Origin of the sequence: Stutzerimonas stutzeri (genome assembly GCF_000952685.1) — a bacterium.
GTDB lineage: Bacteria > Pseudomonadota > Gammaproteobacteria > Pseudomonadales > Pseudomonadaceae > Stutzerimonas > Stutzerimonas stutzeri_E.
On record NZ_JYHV01000007.1, the window covers coordinates 1 to 15,887 of the forward strand.

Sequence of the window (15,887 nt, forward strand, 5' to 3'; positions counted from 1 at the left end):
CTTCGGTAATAGAGCGGATGACGCTCTTTTCATCCACCGTGCTCCGCCTCGGTGGCCGTCACCGGGTGGACCGCCACCCGGTGGATCGCCACCCGGTGAATCGGTGAAGCGTGGTCCACCCTACAACTGCTCGGATTTCGTCCCTGGCAGTCCTTCGGCCTGCATTCGCCGCGGGGTCGCGGCTCCTACGAAGCATTGCGGGCTGGCCTAGTTACTTCTTCAACATCGCCCGCATCGCCGCCAATGCATCATTGCCGCGGGCCGCTTTCACTTCTACCGGCGCGTCTTCCTGGCCTTCCCACTCCAGGTCCTCCTGCGGCAGTTCGTCGAGGAAACGGCTGGGCATGCATTCGATGATTTCGCCGTACTGCTTTCGCTTGGCGGCAAAGGTCATGGCCAAGTTCTGCCGCGCGCGGGTGATGCCGACATAGGCCAGACGGCGTTCCTCTTCGATGGTATCGGCCTCGATGCTGGAGCGGTGCGGGAGGATTTCCTCCTCCATGCCGAGGATGAACACGTAAGGAAACTCCAGCCCCTTGGAGGCGTGCAACGTCATCATCTGCACGCCATCGGCGCCTTCTTCCTCGTCCTGCTGGCGTTCGAGCATGTCGCGCAGGACCAGCTTGGCGATGGCCTCCTCGATGGTCATTTCGCCTTCTTCGTCTTTCTCCAGCGTGTTCTTCAACGCATCGATCAGAAACCAGACGTTGCCCATGCGGAAGTCGGCGGCCTTGTCACTGGAGGTCTGCCCGCGCACCCAGGTCTCGTAGTCGATGTCCATGACCATGCTGCGCAGCGCGGCGATCGGGTCGTTCTGCGCGCATTGCTGGCGCAGGTTGTCCATGTAACGCTTGAAGCGCGACAAGCGATCGGTGAAACGGCTGTCGAGATGTTCGGCCAGACCCATCTCGTCGCAGGCCTGATACATCGAGATTTTGCGCGTGGTCGCGTAGTTGCCGAGCTTCTCCAGTGTGGTCGAGCCGATTTCCCGGCGCGGCACGTTGATCACGCGTAGAAAGGCGTTGTCGTCGTCCGGATTGACCAGCAGGCGGAAGTAGCTCATCAGGTCCTTCACTTCCTGACGGGCGAAGAAGCTGGTGCCGCCGGACAGCCGATAGGGAATCTGGTGGTGCTGCAGCTTCAGCTCGATCAGCTTGGCCTGGTAGTTGCCGCGATAGAGGATGGCGAAATCGCTGTAGGGCCGTTGGGTCTTCAGGTGCAGGGTGAGGATTTCCATCGCCACCCGCTCGGCCTCGGCTTCCTCGTTGCGGCAGCGGATCACGCGGATCGGATCGCCATGGCCCATTTCCGACCACAGCTGTTTCTCGAAGGCGTGCGGGTTATTGGCGATCAGGATGTTCGCGCACTTGAGGATACGGCTGGTGGAGCGGTAGTTCTGCTCGAGCATCACCACCTTGAGCGAGGGGAAGTCCTCCTTCAGCTGCATCAGATTTTCCGGCCGCGCGCCGCGCCAGGCGTAGATCGACTGGTCATCGTCGCCCACCACGGTGAAGTGCGCGCGCTCCTGCACCAGCAGTTTGACCAGCAAATACTGGCTGGCGTTGGTGTCCTGGTACTCGTCCACCAGCATGTAGCGCACCTTGTTGCGCCACTTCTCCAGCACCTCGGGGTGGTTCTGGAACAGCTTGACCGGCTGCATGATGAGGTCGTCGAAATCCACCGCGTTGTACGCCTTGAGCGTGCGCTGGTAGTGGGTGTAGACGATAGCGGCGGTCTGCTCCTTGGGGTTGCGTGCGTTTTCGAGCGCCTCTTCAGGCAGGATCAGGTCGTTCTTCCAGTTGCCGATGTAGCCCTTGATCTCGTCCACGCCGTCGTCACCGGCGTATTCCTTCTGCATGATGTCGGTCAGCAGCGCCTTGATGTCGCCCTCATCGAAGATCGAGAAGCCGGGCTTGTAACCCAACTTGGCGTATTCCTTGCGAATGATGTTCAGACCGAGGTTGTGAAAGGTCGAGACCGTCAGGCCGCGGCCTTCCCCGCCGCGCAGCAGGCTGCTGACGCGCTCCTTCATTTCACGGGCGGCCTTGTTGGTGAAGGTCACGGCGACGATGTACTGGGCGCGGATGCCGCACTGCTGGATCAGGTAGGCGATCTTGCGGGTGATCACGCTGGTCTTGCCGGAGCCGGCGCCGGCGAGCACCAGCATGGGGCCGCCGACGTAGTTCACGGCTTCCTGCTGCCGGGGGTTGAGTCGGGACATTCTCGTTCGGTCTGTTGAAGCGGGGGGCGAGAGTTTAGCAGGGCAAGCCCTGCCAGATGACGTTGACCAGGCTTCGTGCCTACCAGTCGTCGCCCGCCGTACTCAGTTTTGGACAGGAATGCTCTAGTCTATGCGCGCCGTGACCGCCTTAGGCTGTTCAGTCACCGCTCCGCTTCGCACAAGGAGGTGTGCCGTCGAGGTGGCCAACCATCCTCTTGCTCCGCACGAACCGGGGACACACCGTGACAGCGCCCATCCAACCCATGCGTCTGGTTCTGCTGGCAGACGAGCCCGAGTGGGGCGAACGTTTGCACGCCGCGCTGGTCGCGTTGCGTAGCCAACACCTGCTGCTGATCGCCGATGACTGGCCCTCCGCCGCTGCGCATCTGGCTGAAGCGGGTCACGTCTTGCTGCTCACCACGCCGCGCCGCCGTCCGGCTTCGGGCCGTTTTCCCATTCCTACCATGCTCCTGCTCGACGAAGAGCCGGACGAGGCGCCCGATGGCGTTGTCGACTGGCTGGTCGGTTCGCAGTTCAGCGCCGATGTGTTGCGCCGCAGCCTGCGTTATGCACGAGAACGGTGCGCTCTGCATGCGGCACTGCAGCGCCTGTCCGAGCAGGACCCGCTGACAGGAGTCGTGAACCGCCAGGGATTCCAGGCGTTGCTTGCGGGAGAGCTGGCGGAGCACGACGGCGGGGGGTTGGCCCTGGGACTGCTGGACCTGGACAATTTTCGCCGGGTCAACGAGGCGCTGGGGCACCAGGCCGGTGACGGGCTGATCCTGCAAGTGGTGGCGCGCTTGAAGGCGCAGCTGGAGGTTGGCGACCGGATCGCGCGGCTGGGTGGCGACGAATTCGGCCTGCTACTGGATACCGGGCGCCGCTCCGGGCGCGCCGAGCAGGTAGCCGATCGGGTGGTGGAAGCCTTGGCCGAGCCTTACTGGCTCGACGGCGAAAGCCTGATGCTCGGCTGCAGCCTCGGGCTGGCCCACGCCAAGGCCGATACCGATGCCGATCAGCTGCTATGGCTGGCGCAGGTTGCCATGCGGCAGGCCAAGGCCAAGCAAGGGTGTACCTGGTATCTCTACAACGAGCGGGTCAATCGCAGCGCCAGCAGCCTGGCGGACCTGGAAGGTGAGCTGCGCCGTGCGCTGCGCCGCGATGATCTGGAATTGCACTATCAGCCGCGGCTGTGCATGGAGACCGGCCGCATCGTCGGGCTGGAAGCGCTGGTGCGCTGGCCGCATGCCTCGCGCGGTCTGCTGGCGCCGGACGAGTTCATCCCCATGGCCGAGGAAAGCGGGCTGATCGTTCCGCTGGGCTATTGGGTCATTTCACGGGCGCTGCGCGACATGCAGAGCCTGCGTGAAAAGGGCTCCGGCGAGCTGCATATGGCGGTGAATCTGTCGTTTCGGCAATTTCAGGACAGCCAATTGCTGGTCACCCTGCAGCGACTGATCGAGGAGCGCGGTGTGGACCCGCGCTGGCTTGAATTCGAGCTCACCGAGACCGCGGTGATGCGCCGCAGCGATCAGGTCAGCGGGACCATGAGCGCGCTGGCGGAGCTGGGTGTGCGCTTCTCGCTGGACGATTTCGGCACCGGATTTTCGTCGTTCGTGCACCTGAGCCGGCTTCCTATCAGCCTGCTGAAAATCGACAAGAGCTTCGTCGATGGGGTCAGCGCCAAGGCGGACAACAGCCTGGTCCAGGCCATGATCGGTCTGGCTCATGACCTGGGGCTAGAGGTGGTGGCCGAAGGCGTGGAACGGGCCGGTCAGTTGAAACTGCTGGAGCGCTACGGCGCCAATCAGGTGCAGGGCTACCTGATCAGCAAGCCGCTGCCACTGGCGGAGCTGGAGCGCTTCCTGGATCAGGAGCATCAGGCCCAGCTCAGCGGCTGAGGCGAACGCCGGGTGCGGCACCCGGCGCCCAGCCGGCTAGCGCACCATGTGCAGGAAGTGCATGTGTTTCTCGTACTGGTCGAGGATGTCGCCGATGACGCCCTCGCGGCTCCAGCCCATCACATCGTAGTTCTGTCCGCCTTCCTTGAGGTGCACCTCGGCGCGGTAGTAGTTGCGCTCGTCCTCGTCACCTTCTTCGGAGACGACGAAGCTCGGCATCGGATAGCCGCGCGGACGGATCTGGTAGATGAAGTCGGGAGCGCCCTCGTGGGTGATCGCCAACCCGGTACGGTTGTCCTCACCGCTGGTCAGTTCTACGCTGTAGCCCTGCTGGCGCAGCTCCTCGGCCACTGCAGTACAGGCCGGGGCCGCAACTTCCCTGATGAAGCGCTCCACATCGCGGCGGCGCGGGTACTTGGTCAGGTTCTGCACGCGTCGCCGCCAACCGCCTTCCTGCGGCGCGGTGGGCGTGGTGCTGAGTGACTGATAGCGCAGGCCTTGCTTGGTGGCATCGACGCGCAACGCCTTGAGCAGCCCCCACATGGCGCAGAGCAGTACCAGGGTGAAGGGCAGCGCGCTGGCGATCGTGGCGGTCTGCAAGGCCGTCAGGCCATCGGCGAGCAGCAGCGCGATGGCCACCGCGCCCATGGAACCGGCCCAGAACACGCGCTGCCAGACGGGCGTCTGGCCTTGGCCACCGGAAGCGAGCATGTCCACCACCAGCGCACCGGAGTCCGCCGAGGTAACGAAGAACACCACGACCATGATGATCGCGATCAGCGATAGCAGCGAGGCAAAGGGGAAGTGCTCGAGAAAGGCGAACAGTGCCAATGAGCTGTCGCGCTCGATGGCTTCACCCAGACTGGTTACGTGGTCCCAGAGAATCATGTGAATCGCGGTATCGCCGAACACCGTCATCCAAAGCAACGTGAAGGCAGTCGGCACCAACAGGACGCCGGTGACGAACTCGCGAATGGTGCGGCCACGTGAGATCCGCGCGATGAACAGCCCGACAAAGGGCGACCAGGCCAGCCACCAGCCCCAGTAGAACAGCGTCCAGCCGCCTATCCAGTCGTTCGGCTCGTAGGCGTAGAGATTGAAGGTAGCGGTGACGATCTGGGAGAAGTAGTTACCGGTGTTCTGCACGAAGGTCTGCAGGATGAACACGGTGGGGCCGGCGATCAGTACCAAAAGCAGCAACAGGACCGCCAACGTCAGGTTCAACTCGGACAGCCGGCGTACGCCCTTGTCCAGCCCGGTGACCACGGAAATGGTCGCCAGCAACGTGGTGCCTGCGATCAGTGCGATCTGTACCGGTATCGATACCGGCAGCCCATAAAGATGGTTCAAGCCGGTGTTGATCTGGGTGACCCCAAGACCCAGAGAGGTGGCGACGCCGAGTACGGTGCCAATGATGGCGAAGATATCCACCGCGTGGCCGATCGGGCCATGAATACGTTCACCGATCAGCGGGTACAGGGCCGAGCGCAGGGTCAGCGGCAACCCTTGCCGATAGCTGAAATAGGCCAGGATCATCGCGACGATGGCGTAGATAGCCCAGGCGTGCAGTCCCCAGTGGAAGAAGGTGATTTTCATCGCTTCGCGTGCGGCGTCTACGGTGCCGCCTTCGCCGACCGGGGGGGATAGAAAGTGCATCACCGGCTCGGCGACGCCGAAGAACATCAGACCGATACCCATGCCCGCCGAGAACAGCATCGAGAACCAGGTGAGGTAGCTATAGTCCGGCTCGCTGTGATCGGGGCCGAGCTTGATCTCTCCGTACCGGCTGAGGGCCAGCAACACGACCATCAGCAGAATGATCGCCACGGCAAGAATGTACAGCCAACTGACATTGGCGATGATCCAGGCCTGGACATCGCTGAAGACGCGCTGAGCATGCTCCGGGGCGGCGACGCTGTAGATCACCAGCATCAGGATCAGAACGGCAGAGCCGTAGAAAACGGGGGGGTTGAGGGTAGGGGAAGAAGACTTGTTGGCCTCCATGCTGCGCTCCTTTGATAACCGATTAGGGAGTGGCCGCCTGTGGCGAAGAGGACGCAATCTAACATATCGGTCAGCTTTCGACCGGACACGCAGGTCGTCCACTGCCTCGCTTCGCTGGTTGGGCCGCCTGGAAATCCGGTTTGCAATTGAATTACCGATTCCAATCGATCGCCGTTGGAGGGGGCGTAACTCAGCCGCCCTGGCTGCCGGGTCTGTACTGCAGGGCTTCGGCCAGGTGCGCACGGCCGATGGCCGTGTGCTGCTGCAGGTCTGCCAGGGTCCGCGCGACTTTCAGGATCCGGTGCGCGGCGCGCAGCGAAAGTCCGAGTCGCTCGCAGGCGCGTTCCAGCCATTGCTGGTCCTCGGCTTGCAATTGGCAATGGCTGCGCAGACCGCTGAGGTCGAGAAATGCATTGGCGCAGCCTTGGCGCTGCAACTGGATGCGTCGCGCTTCGGCGACCTGGGCCGCGACCTGTGCAGTGGTTTCGCTGCCGGCCAGTGGCGCGTTCAGTGCCGTGGCTTCGCGTGCCACGGTGAGGTGCAGGTCGATACGATCGAGCAACGGCCCGGACAGCTTGCCGCGGTAGCGCTGAATCTGATCGGGTGAACAGCGGCAGCGCCCGCTCGGGTCTCCCAGGTAGCCGCAGGGGCAGGGATTCATCGCCGCGACCAGTTGAAAGCGAGCCGGGAATCGCACCTTGTCCCGTGCCCGGGCAATAACGATGCAGCCTGATTCCAGTGGCTCGCGGAGCACCTCCAGGACTTTGCGATCGAATTCCGGCAGCTCATCGAGAAACAACACGCCCTGGTGCGCCAAGGTGATTTCGCCCGGCCGCGGTCGGCTACCACCGCCAACCAGAGCCGGTCCCGATGCACTGTGATGGGGCTGACGGAAAGGCCGCTGCGGCCAATGCTCGAGCGGTGACTGGCTGGCGACCGAATGAATCGCCGCGACTTCCAACGCCTCCTGCTCTTCCAGAGGCGGTAGCAGGCCCGGAAGACGGCTGGCGAGGAGCGTCTTGCCGGTGCCCGGCGGCCCGGAAAACAAAAGGTTGTGCGCGCCCGCCGCAGCGACCAGCAGGCCGCGCTTGGCAGCAACTTGGCCTTGCACCTCGGCCAGGTCGGGATAGGGCAACAGTTGACGCAGCAAACCTTGGGCTTCGAACGGCGCAAGAGGCGCGACGCCATTGAAATGCGCTGCGACCTCGAGCAAATGATCGGCGGCGTAGACCACCAGGCCAGAGGCCAGGCTGGCTTCCTCGGCATTGGCGCGTGGTACCAGCAGAGCACGTCCGGCTTTGCGTGCGGCCAGTGCGGCGGGCAGAACGCCCTGAACCGGGCGTAGCGCTCCAGACAGTGCCAGCTCGCCCAGGCATTCGAGGCTATCGAGGCGGTCCGGGGGAATCTGACCGCTCGCCGCGAGAATACCCAGGGCGATGGCCAGATCGAAGCGGCCACCGTCTTTCGGCAAGTCCGCCGGGGCGAGATTGAGGGTTATACGGCGGGCAGGAAAGTCAAAGTCGGAGGTCAGAATCGCGCTGCGCACACGATCCTTGCTTTCCTTGACGGCGGTCTCCGGCAGCCCGACCAGCGCCAGCGAGGGCAAGCCGTTGGCCAGGTGGGCTTCCACGGTGACGCTGGGCGCCTCGACGCCCACCTGGGCGCGGCTATGAACAATGGCAAGGGACATTCGATCACTCCTTTGATCGTGTCGCCACCGGGTTTATTCGGAGGCGGGGGGCACCAGTCTTTCTTCCAGCTCGGCGACCTTGGCCTCGAGCGCTTCGAGCCGCGCCCGTGTGCGGGCCAGGACGACCATCTGGCTGTCGAACTCGTCACGACTGACGACATCCAGCTTACTCAGCGCGCCCTGCACGATCCCTTTCAGCTGGGCTTCGATTTCCGGGCGGGGTAGTGGCGTTTCGCCGTTGAACAGGCGCGAAGCCTGGGAGCCGATGGCGTCGAGAAAAGCTTTGGGTGGAAACATGAGCATCACCTGTTTCTGAGCGGCGGGCAGTGTAACACGGGCCGTCCGCGGTCATTTTTTACCAGCATGCACGATTATGGGCAGACGCCTGCGTCGTTGTGCGCGGTATTGGTGCGCGGTTGCGCTGGTTCGCTACAGGCACCACGGCATCCCGGCGTCGCGGAACGCACCAGACCGCGCTTTCCAGCAAACTGGCACCGATTCTGCTTGGAGGGCCATGACGATGCACCAGAGCGTTGCGGTGCGCAGGCGATTCGGGACGTTTCGTCGGATCGGTTGATGGTGTCGGGAGTCGCTCGGCCACGCCGGCGCGTTACAAGAGCCAGACACTGAGCTTAGACTTGAGCCGGGTTCGTACTTCTGGGGCAAGTCCACCTAACGGGAGAGTTTCATGAAACTAGTCACTGCCATCATCAAGCCGTTCAAGCTGGACGACGTACGCGAGTCGCTGTCCGAGATCGGTGTTCAAGGCATCACAGTCACCGAGGTCAAGGGTTTCGGGCGCCAGAAAGGCCATACCGAGCTGTATCGCGGTGCCGAGTACGTGGTCGATTTTCTGCCGAAAGTGAAGATCGACGTGGCGATTGCCGACGATCAGCTCGATCGGGTGATCGAAGCCATCACCAAGGCGGCCAATACCGGCAAGATCGGTGACGGCAAGATTTTCGTCGTCAATTTGGAACAGGCCATCCGCATCCGGACAGGCGAAACCGATACCGACGCGATCTGATCGGCTTCGTCGCGTAGGGAGCGATTGACCGGGCGGAGACGCCCGAGTTCGCCGAAATCAGCCAAGCCAACCGAGTCTGATTTCTCGCTGCCACGCACGATCTCGATCGTTTTGCGATTGCCTGCCTAGCAGGCCTACGAACCCCACGCCCCAGGAGTAAAACCATGACTCTGCGAAAATTCGCAGGGCTAGGAGCCCTTTTGTCTCTGATCAGCCCCGGCATCGCCATGGCGCAGGAGGCAACGCTTGATTCAGGTGACACGGCATGGATGCTCACAGCCACTGCGCTGGTGCTGTTCATGACGATTCCAGGCCTGGCACTGTTCTACGGCGGCATGGTCCGTTCCAAGAACATTCTGTCGGTCATGATGCAGTGCTTCGCCATCACTGGCCTGATGAGCATCCTCTGGATGGTCTACGGTTACAGCCTGGCCTTCGACACGGCTGGCATGGAAGCGGGGGTCACCAATCTCAATTCCTTCGTTGGCGGTCTGGGGCGTGTCTTCCTCAGCGGGCTGACGCCGGACAGCCTCACCGGTACCGTGCCGGAGAGCGTGTTCATCACCTTCCAGATGACCTTCGCCATCATCACTCCGGCGCTTATCGTCGGTGCCTTCGCCGAACGTATGAAGTTCTCCGCGATGCTGGTGTTCATGGGTGTCTGGTTCACCCTGGTCTATGCGCCCATCGCGCATATGGTTTGGGGTGGCGACGGCGGCCTGATGTGGGATTGGGGGGTGCTCGACTTCGCCGGCGGCACCGTGGTGCACATCAATGCCGGTATCGCAGGCTTGGTGGCGTGCATCGTGCTCGGCAAGCGCAAGGGCTTCCCCACCACGCCGATGGCGCCGCATAACCTGGGCCTGACCCTTGTTGGTGCAGCGATGCTGTGGGTCGGTTGGTTCGGCTTCAACGCCGGGTCCTCACTGGCCTCCAACGGCACCGCCGGCATGGCCATGCTGGTTACCCAGATCGCGACGGCTGCCGCGGCACTGGCCTGGATGTTCGCCGAGTGGCTGACTCACGGCAAACCCAGCGCGCTGGGCATCGCTTCGGGCGTGGTTGCCGGTCTGGTTGCCGTTACCCCGGCTGCCGGCACCGTGGGCCCGATGGGTGCGCTGATCATCGGTCTGGCCTCTGGCGCCATCTGCTTCTTCTGTGCCACCAGTCTGAAACGCAAGCTCGGTTACGACGACTCCCTGGACGCCTTTGGCGTGCATGGCGTCGGCGGCATCGTCGGTGCGTTGTTGACGGGTGTGTTCGCGGCTCCGGCGCTGGGCGGCTTCGGTGAAGTGGACAACATCGCGCTGCAGCTGTGGATCCAGTTCAAGGGTGTGCTGTTCACCGTCGTGTACACCGCCATCGTCACCTTCGTGATTCTCAAGGTGATCGATGTGGTGATGGGGCTGCGGGTCAGCGAAGAAGAGGAAACCATCGGCCTCGACCTCAGCCTGCACAACGAGCGTGGCTACAACCTGTAAGCACACGGAGTGCGCCCGGAGCCAACCCGGGCGCCTTTAACCGAACAGCGTCGTGAGGCGCTCGGCAAAAGGTGATAACAAATGGATAGCACAGCACTGATACCCGTTCAGTACGGACTCGATACCTTCTACTTCCTTATCTGCGGCGCGCTGGTGATGTGGATGGCGGCCGGTTTTTCCATGCTCGAAGCCGGTCTGGTCCGGGCCAAGAACACCGCCGAGATACTCACCAAGAACATCGTGCTCTACGCCGTGGCGTCGATCATGTATCTGCTGATCGGTTACTACATCATGTATTCCAGTCCGGACGGCGGCATTCTGCCGAGCCTGGGCTTTCTGATCGGCGATGAGAACGCGGTAGACGTGGTCGCCGCCGGCGGCGAAGACGCGCCTTACTACTCGACGCGCGCGGACTTCTTCTTCCAGGTGGTATTCGCTGCGACCTGCATGTCGGTCGTTTCTGGTGCGGTGGCCGAGCGGATGAAGCTCTGGGCTTTCATCGCCTTTGCAGTGGTGATGACCGGCATCATCTACCCGGTGCAGGGTTTCTGGAAATGGGGCGGTGGTTTCCTCGACGCGGCTGGTTTCCTCGATTTCGCCGGTTCCGGTCTGGTGCACATGGCCGGCGCTTCCGCTGCTCTGGCTGGCGTGCTGCTGTTGGGGCCGCGCAAGGGCAAATACGGCCCGAACGGTCAGATCAACGCGATCCCCGGCGCCAACCTGCCGCTGGCGACCCTCGGTGCGTTCATCCTGTGGATGGGGTGGTTCGGCTTCAACGGCGGTTCGCAACTGAAGATGAGCACCATCGAAGACGCCAACGCGGTCGCTCAGGTGTTCACCAATACCAATATGGCGGCTGCCGGTGGCCTAGTTGCGGCACTGATCACAGCGCGCCTGCTGTTCGGCAAGTCCGATCTGACCATGATCCTCAACGGTGCACTGGCCGGTCTGGTCGCCATCACCGCCGAGCCGCTGACCCCGAGCGCGCTGCAGTCCGTGTTGATCGGTGGTGTGGGCGGCGTACTGGTAGTGTTCAGCATCCTTGGCCTGGACAAGCTCAAGCTTGATGACCCTGTCGGTGCTATATCGGTGCATGGTGTTGTCGGCATGTGGGGCTTGCTGGCCGTACCGCTGACCAATGCGGACGCCTCGTTCGGAGCGCAGCTGCTGGGTCTGGTGTCGATCTTTGCCTGGGTGTTCATCGCCAGCCTGATCGTCTGGGGCATCATCAAGGCCGTGTTCGGCCTGCGTGTCAGCGAAGAGGAGGAATACGAGGGTGTTGATGTGGTCGAGTGCGGCCTCGAAGCCTACCCGGAGTTCACCAGTAAACGTTGACCTGCAATCTAATGACGAGGGCGCCTATGGCGCCCTTTGTTTTTTCTGGCGCCGCGCTAGAATGCGCCCGTTCAGGTGATCGCAGAGGCTCCGGCATGTGGCAACAGACGATGATCACGCTGCGCCCGAAATCGCGCGGTTTTCACCTGGTTACCGACGAGCTGCTTGCACAACTGCCGGAACTGCAACAATGCCCGGTCGGTCTGTTACACCTGTGGCTGCGTCATACATCGGCCTCGCTGACCATCAACGAGAACGCCGACGGCGCGGTGCGGCGCGACTTCGAGCGGTTCTTCAACCGCCTGGTGCCGCAGGGTCAGGATGGTTACGAACATGATTACGAGGGGCCGGACGATCTGCCGGCACACTTCAAGGCGAGCCTGCTCGGTTGCCAGGTGAGTTTGCCGGTCAGTGAGGGGCGATTGGCATTGGGGACTTGGCAGGGTATCTATCTGGGCGAGCACCGTGATCAGGGCGGCTCCAGGCAGATCCTTGCAACGCTGTACGGAATGGCAAGTTGAATTTTTTTTGGCGATGGCGAACAAATCACATCGCTGGGCTATAACTTCCGCTTTGGCAAGGTACGAGGTTGAACATGAGCGACGAAGAATTAGAACAAGACCTGGACGTTAACGACGAGGAAGATGACGAGGAGCTGGCTGCTGCCGACGACGGCGACGATCTCGCTGATGAAGAGGGGACCGACAGCGAGCGCGCCACTCCAACGACCAAGAAGGCCAAGGCCAAGGCTGTCGTCGTCGACGAGCTGCCAAGTCTGGAGGCCAAGCAGCGCGAACGCGATGAGCTGGCGCGCGCCATGGAGGAATTTTTGGCGCGGGGAGGACGTGTGCAGGAAGTCGAGCCCAATGTAGTCGCCGATCCGCCGAAAAAGCCGGACAGCAAATACGGCAGTCGGCCTATTTGAATCGCCGCCCATGAAAAAGCCCGCGCTATTGCGGGCTTTTTTGTGAATCAGGATGTCGCGTTTTGATCGCGCTGCGCTCAGTGCCAGCGGTCGAGCAATGGCGGCAATTCGGACAGGCTGCCGATTTCAGCGTCGGGTCTGCCGGCGTGTTGCCACTCAACTCCGCCGGGGTTGAACCAGATCGCACGCATGCCGGCGCGCTGGGCGCCGCCGATATCGTCGCTGGGATGGTCGCCGATATGCACCGCGTGGGTGGCCTCCACGCCGCCCCGCTTGAGCGCTTCGCGGAACGGATGTGGGTCGGGCTTGCCGACCCCGAGCTCCTCGGCGCAGAGGGCGAAGCGGAAGTAGTCGGCCAGCCCCAGCCGGCTGACGTCGGCGTTACCGTTGGTCAGCACGCCGAGCATGTAGCGATTGGCGAGCAGCTCCAGTGTGGGGTGCACCTCGGGAAATAACTCGACAGCGTGTCTCGCCTCGAGAAAGACCCGGAAACCCGCTTCGGCCAGCTCTTTGGCTTCGCCCGGCGGGTAGCCGGCCTGCTCCAGTGCGTTGAACAGTATCTGCCGGCGCAGCTCGCTGAGGCGATGCTTGAGCATAGGGTCGGCTTGCAGCAGCCGCTCACGGATGGCCCACAGCGCTTCAGTGGTGAAGTCGCCCAGGCGTGGCGCATTGCGTCCTAGCCAATCGCGCAGGGTCGCTTCGGCGCCGCGCATGACGGGCGCGACATCCCAAAGCGTGTCGTCGAGGTCGAAGGTGATCAGCTGAATACTCATGGCTCGCTGTCCTGTTTGCGGCGCGCTCGCGGGTGCGCCTGATCATAGACCTTGGCCAGATGCTGAAAGTCCAGGTGGGTATAGATTTGCGTGGTGCCGATGTCGGCATGACCGAGCAACTCCTGCACCGAGCGCAAGTCTTGGGAGGATTCCAGCATGTGGCTGGCGAAGCTGTGCCTGAGCATGTGCGGGTGAAGATGCTGGCCGAGCTCTCGCACGCCGGCTTGGCGTACCCGCAGCTGTACCGCGCGAGCCCCGAGGCGCCGACCATGCTGGCTGACGAAGACCGCGCCATCGGCTGGATTGCTCAGCGTCCTCAGTGGTAACCAGGCCTGCAGCGCTTCACGGGCCTTGCGACCGATGGGTAGCACACGCTCCTTGTTGCCTTTGCCATGAACCTGAACCAGACCGGCCGGCAGATCGAGCTGATCGAGGTTGAGACCGACCAGCTCGGCCAGACGCAGACCGGACGAATAGAACAGTTCGAGCATGGCCTGATCGCGATGGCCGATGAAATCGTCCTCAATCCCGCCGTCGAGCAGCTGCATCGCTCTATCGGTATCGAGCAGGCGCGGCAGACGCTTCTCGCCCTTGGGCGCGGAGATACCGGCCGCCGGATCATGGGCGCAGCGCTTTTCCTCGTTGAGATAGCGATAAAGGCCCCGCAACGACGACAGCAGACGTGCCAGGCTGCGGCCGGATTGACCTTGGCGATGCTGTTCGGCGATCAGCTGGCGAACCTGAGGACTTTTCAGTTCGGCCCATCGCTCGAGGTGCTGCTTGTGGCAGAAGTTCATCACCTTGATTAGATCGCGCCGATAACCATCGAGGGTGTGAGGCGACATCTGCCGCTCGCTGCGCAGGTGTTCGAAATAGGCGTCGAGATCGTTCTGCATCAGGGCTCACTTCGATAAGAGGCAGCCATCAGCTGGAAGCTGAACGTAGAAGCCGGACGAAGTGCTCGTGGTTCGTGCATTGGCTTCCAGCGTCCAGCGGCGTCTAACGTACCGAGCGCAGCGGTGCTGAGTAGTGCGGCAGGACGCGCGTCAGCACCTCGGCGATATAGCCGAGAAACAGCGTGCCCAGCGAACTCTTGTAATGCTGCGGGTCCTGGCTGCCGATCGCCAGGATGCCTTGCTGTTGGTTGAGCGCAACCACGGCGGCCGAGCCGATGCCGCTGCTTTCTTCTTCGCCAAACAAAAACGCCAGCTCATGTGGGCGCAGTACACCGCAGACGGTTTTGCCGGTGCCGAGCAGGCCGCCAATGGCCTGCTGCGCCTCGGCGGCGGTCACGCTGCGGCCAACCGGCAACGGCGAATCGCTGAACAAGATCAGGCTGACATAGGGCACCTGGAACTCATGCCGAAGGCTTTCATCCACCGCGCCGATGATTTCTTCCAGGCTGTTGGCGTCCAGCAGGTCGAGGACCAGCCGGCGCGTTTTGTCGAACAGCCTGTCGTTGTCGCGAGCCACATCCATCAGCTGCGACAGGCGATGGCGCATTTCGATGTTGCGTTCACGTAGCAGCTTCACCTGCCGCTCGACCAGCGACACGGCGCCGCCGGGCAGGTGGGGGATGCGCAGCTCGGGAATCAACTCGTCGTGATCGACAAAGAATTCCGGATGGGCGCGCAGATAGGCCACGACGGTTTCGGCGTCCGGCAGGTGCGGCTTATCCTGGTTTTGCTCGGTCATAGGCGAACTTGTCCTTCGAAAACGCGAACGGCGGGACCGGTCATGATAACCGGCTGCCCTGGTCCTGCCCATTCGATGGACAAACGGCCACCCGGTAGATCGAGTTGTACGGGTGAGTCCATCCAGCCCTGGCGAATCGCAGCGACCGCTGCGGCGCACGCGCCGGTGCCGCAGGCTTGGGTTTCGCCAGCGCCACGTTCCCAAACCCGCAGTTTCGCGTGCTGGCGGTCAACCACCTGCAGAAAACCGGCATTGACTCGCTGCGGGAAGCGCGGGTGGTGCTCGATCTTCGGCCCCAGTTCATGCACCGGCGCGGTGGTGACGTCATCCACCCGCAACACGGCGTGTGGGTTGCCCATGGACAGCGCGGCGATCTCTAACTGCTGGCCGTCGACATTCAACGGATAGCTCAGGGCTTCGCCATCAGCCAGGAACGGAATATCGGCCGGCACCAGACGTGGAGGGCCCATGTCGACACTGATCTGCCCGTCGGGGCGGATGTCCAACTCGATGATCCCGCCTTTGGTCTCGACGCGAATCTGCCGCTTCATGGTCAGACGCTTGTCGAGCACGAAGCGTGCGAAGCAGCGCGCACCGTTGCCGCATTGCTCCACTTCGGAACCGTCCGAGTTGAAGATGCGGTAGCGGAAATCAACATCGGGATCGTGCGGCGGCTCGACCAGCAACAGCTGATCGAAGCCCACGCCGGTATGCCGATCGCCCCATTGCTTGGCGTGTTTCGGCTGGATATGCGCGTGCTGGCTGATCAGGTCGATGACCATGAAATCATTACCCAGGCCGTGCATCTTGGTAAAACGCAAAAGCATCGTCGTGG

The 15,887-nt window shown here is 62.6% G+C and carries 14 protein-coding genes; 6 read left to right on the top strand and 8 right to left on the bottom strand.

Annotated elements, in window-relative coordinates; genetic code table 11:
• Positions 1 to 211: 211 nt before the first annotated feature.
• Positions 212 to 2,221 carry a DNA helicase Rep gene (rep, locus tag UF78_RS02195; RefSeq protein WP_045160416.1) on the bottom strand — a complete coding sequence of 670 codons (2,010 nt, stop codon included), beginning with the start codon at positions 2,219 to 2,221 and terminating at the stop codon, positions 212 to 214.
• 263 nt (positions 2,222 to 2,484) lie between these two features.
• On the opposite strand from rep, the gene UF78_RS02200 reads away from it, so the two are divergent.
• Positions 2,485 to 4,122 (top strand): putative bifunctional diguanylate cyclase/phosphodiesterase, encoded by a 1,638-nt coding sequence (locus tag UF78_RS02200; protein ID WP_045160417.1) that lies wholly within the window; start codon positions 2,485 to 2,487, stop codon positions 4,120 to 4,122.
• A 36-nt stretch (positions 4,123 to 4,158) separates the two neighbouring features.
• Here the strand turns inward: UF78_RS02200 and UF78_RS02205 are convergent, their stop codons facing one another.
• The 3 genes from UF78_RS02205 to UF78_RS02215 all read right to left on the bottom strand — a co-directional run bounded on the left by UF78_RS02205 (position 4,159) and on the right by UF78_RS02215 (position 8,113).
• Entirely contained in the window at positions 4,159 to 6,126 is a 1,968-nt protein-coding gene (locus UF78_RS02205; protein ID WP_045160418.1) for a BCCT family transporter, read from the bottom strand.
• Between the two features lie 190 nt (positions 6,127 to 6,316).
• Positions 6,317 to 7,816: a YifB family Mg chelatase-like AAA ATPase gene (locus tag UF78_RS02210; RefSeq protein ID WP_045160419.1), complete on the bottom strand. Its 1,500-nt coding sequence runs from the start codon at positions 7,814 to 7,816 to the stop codon at positions 6,317 to 6,319.
• Between the two features lie 33 nt (positions 7,817 to 7,849).
• A complete protein-coding gene (locus UF78_RS02215) occupies positions 7,850 to 8,113 on the bottom strand; it encodes an accessory factor UbiK family protein (RefSeq protein ID WP_045160570.1) in 264 nt (87 codons plus the stop codon).
• A 391-nt stretch (positions 8,114 to 8,504) separates the two neighbouring features.
• On the opposite strand from UF78_RS02215, the gene glnK reads away from it, so the two are divergent.
• The 5 genes from glnK (at position 8,505) to sutA (ending at position 12,584) form a co-directional block, all read left to right on the top strand.
• A complete protein-coding gene (gene glnK / locus UF78_RS02220) occupies positions 8,505 to 8,843 on the top strand; it encodes a P-II family nitrogen regulator (RefSeq protein ID WP_003096476.1) in 339 nt (112 codons plus the stop codon).
• 164 nt (positions 8,844 to 9,007) lie between these two features.
• On the top strand, positions 9,008 to 10,324 hold the full coding sequence (locus UF78_RS02225) for an ammonium transporter (protein ID WP_045160420.1): 1,317 nt from the start codon (positions 9,008 to 9,010) through the stop codon (positions 10,322 to 10,324).
• Positions 10,325 to 10,405: 81 nt separating this feature from the next.
• Positions 10,406 to 11,659, top strand: coding sequence for an ammonium transporter (locus tag UF78_RS02230; RefSeq protein ID WP_045160422.1), 1,254 nt, complete (start codon positions 10,406 to 10,408; stop codon positions 11,657 to 11,659).
• Positions 11,660 to 11,754: 95 nt separating this feature from the next.
• Positions 11,755 to 12,180 (top strand): secondary thiamine-phosphate synthase enzyme YjbQ, encoded by a 426-nt coding sequence (locus tag UF78_RS02235; RefSeq protein ID WP_045160423.1) that lies wholly within the window; start codon positions 11,755 to 11,757, stop codon positions 12,178 to 12,180.
• Positions 12,181 to 12,254: 74 nt separating this feature from the next.
• Positions 12,255 to 12,584, top strand: coding sequence for a transcriptional regulator SutA (sutA, locus tag UF78_RS02240; protein ID WP_045160425.1), 330 nt, complete (start codon positions 12,255 to 12,257; stop codon positions 12,582 to 12,584).
• 77 nt (positions 12,585 to 12,661) lie between these two features.
• On the opposite strand, the gene UF78_RS02245 is transcribed toward sutA, so the two are convergent.
• The 4 genes from UF78_RS02245 to dapF all read right to left on the bottom strand — a co-directional run bounded on the left by UF78_RS02245 (position 12,662) and on the right by dapF (position 15,879).
• Positions 12,662 to 13,357 carry an HAD family hydrolase gene (locus tag UF78_RS02245; RefSeq protein ID WP_045160426.1) on the bottom strand — a complete coding sequence of 232 codons (696 nt, stop codon included), beginning with the start codon at positions 13,355 to 13,357 and terminating at the stop codon, positions 12,662 to 12,664.
• Positions 13,354 to 14,253 (bottom strand): tyrosine recombinase XerC, encoded by a 900-nt coding sequence (gene xerC / locus UF78_RS02250; RefSeq protein WP_045160428.1) that lies wholly within the window; start codon positions 14,251 to 14,253, stop codon positions 13,354 to 13,356. The genes UF78_RS02245 and xerC overlap by 4 nt, the downstream gene beginning before the upstream one ends.
• Before the next feature lie 103 nt (positions 14,254 to 14,356).
• On the bottom strand, positions 14,357 to 15,052 hold the full coding sequence (locus tag UF78_RS02255; RefSeq protein ID WP_045160430.1) for a DUF484 family protein: 696 nt from the start codon (positions 15,050 to 15,052) through the stop codon (positions 14,357 to 14,359).
• Entirely contained in the window at positions 15,049 to 15,879 is an 831-nt protein-coding gene (gene dapF / locus UF78_RS02260) for a diaminopimelate epimerase (RefSeq protein ID WP_045160432.1), read from the bottom strand. The genes UF78_RS02255 and dapF overlap by 4 nt, the downstream gene beginning before the upstream one ends.
• Positions 15,880 to 15,887 lie beyond the last annotated feature (8 nt).

Excerpts from the sequence above, each read along its gene's own strand:
- rep (WP_045160416.1), bottom strand. The coding sequence starts at position 2,221 with ATGTCCCGACTCAACCCCCGGCAGCAGGAAGCCGTGAACTACGTCGGC.
- UF78_RS02200 (WP_045160417.1), top strand. The coding sequence starts at position 2,485 with ATGCGTCTGGTTCTGCTGGCAGACGAGCCCGAGTGGGGCGAACGTTTG.
- UF78_RS02205 (WP_045160418.1), bottom strand. The coding sequence starts at position 6,126 with ATGGAGGCCAACAAGTCTTCTTCCCCTACCCTCAACCCCCCCGTTTTC.
- UF78_RS02210 (WP_045160419.1), bottom strand. The coding sequence starts at position 7,816 with ATGTCCCTTGCCATTGTTCATAGCCGCGCCCAGGTGGGCGTCGAGGCG.
- UF78_RS02215 (WP_045160570.1), bottom strand. The coding sequence starts at position 8,113 with ATGTTTCCACCCAAAGCTTTTCTCGACGCCATCGGCTCCCAGGCTTCG.
- glnK (WP_003096476.1), top strand. The coding sequence starts at position 8,505 with ATGAAACTAGTCACTGCCATCATCAAGCCGTTCAAGCTGGACGACGTA.
- UF78_RS02225 (WP_045160420.1), top strand. The coding sequence starts at position 9,008 with ATGACTCTGCGAAAATTCGCAGGGCTAGGAGCCCTTTTGTCTCTGATC.
- UF78_RS02230 (WP_045160422.1), top strand. The coding sequence starts at position 10,406 with ATGGATAGCACAGCACTGATACCCGTTCAGTACGGACTCGATACCTTC.
- UF78_RS02235 (WP_045160423.1), top strand. The coding sequence starts at position 11,755 with ATGTGGCAACAGACGATGATCACGCTGCGCCCGAAATCGCGCGGTTTT.
- sutA (WP_045160425.1), top strand. The coding sequence starts at position 12,255 with ATGAGCGACGAAGAATTAGAACAAGACCTGGACGTTAACGACGAGGAA.
- UF78_RS02245 (WP_045160426.1), bottom strand. The coding sequence starts at position 13,357 with ATGAGTATTCAGCTGATCACCTTCGACCTCGACGACACGCTTTGGGAT.
- xerC (WP_045160428.1), bottom strand. The coding sequence starts at position 14,253 with ATGCAGAACGATCTCGACGCCTATTTCGAACACCTGCGCAGCGAGCGG.
- UF78_RS02255 (WP_045160430.1), bottom strand. The coding sequence starts at position 15,052 with ATGACCGAGCAAAACCAGGATAAGCCGCACCTGCCGGACGCCGAAACC.
- dapF (WP_045160432.1), bottom strand. The coding sequence starts at position 15,879 with ATGCTTTTGCGTTTTACCAAGATGCACGGCCTGGGTAATGATTTCATG.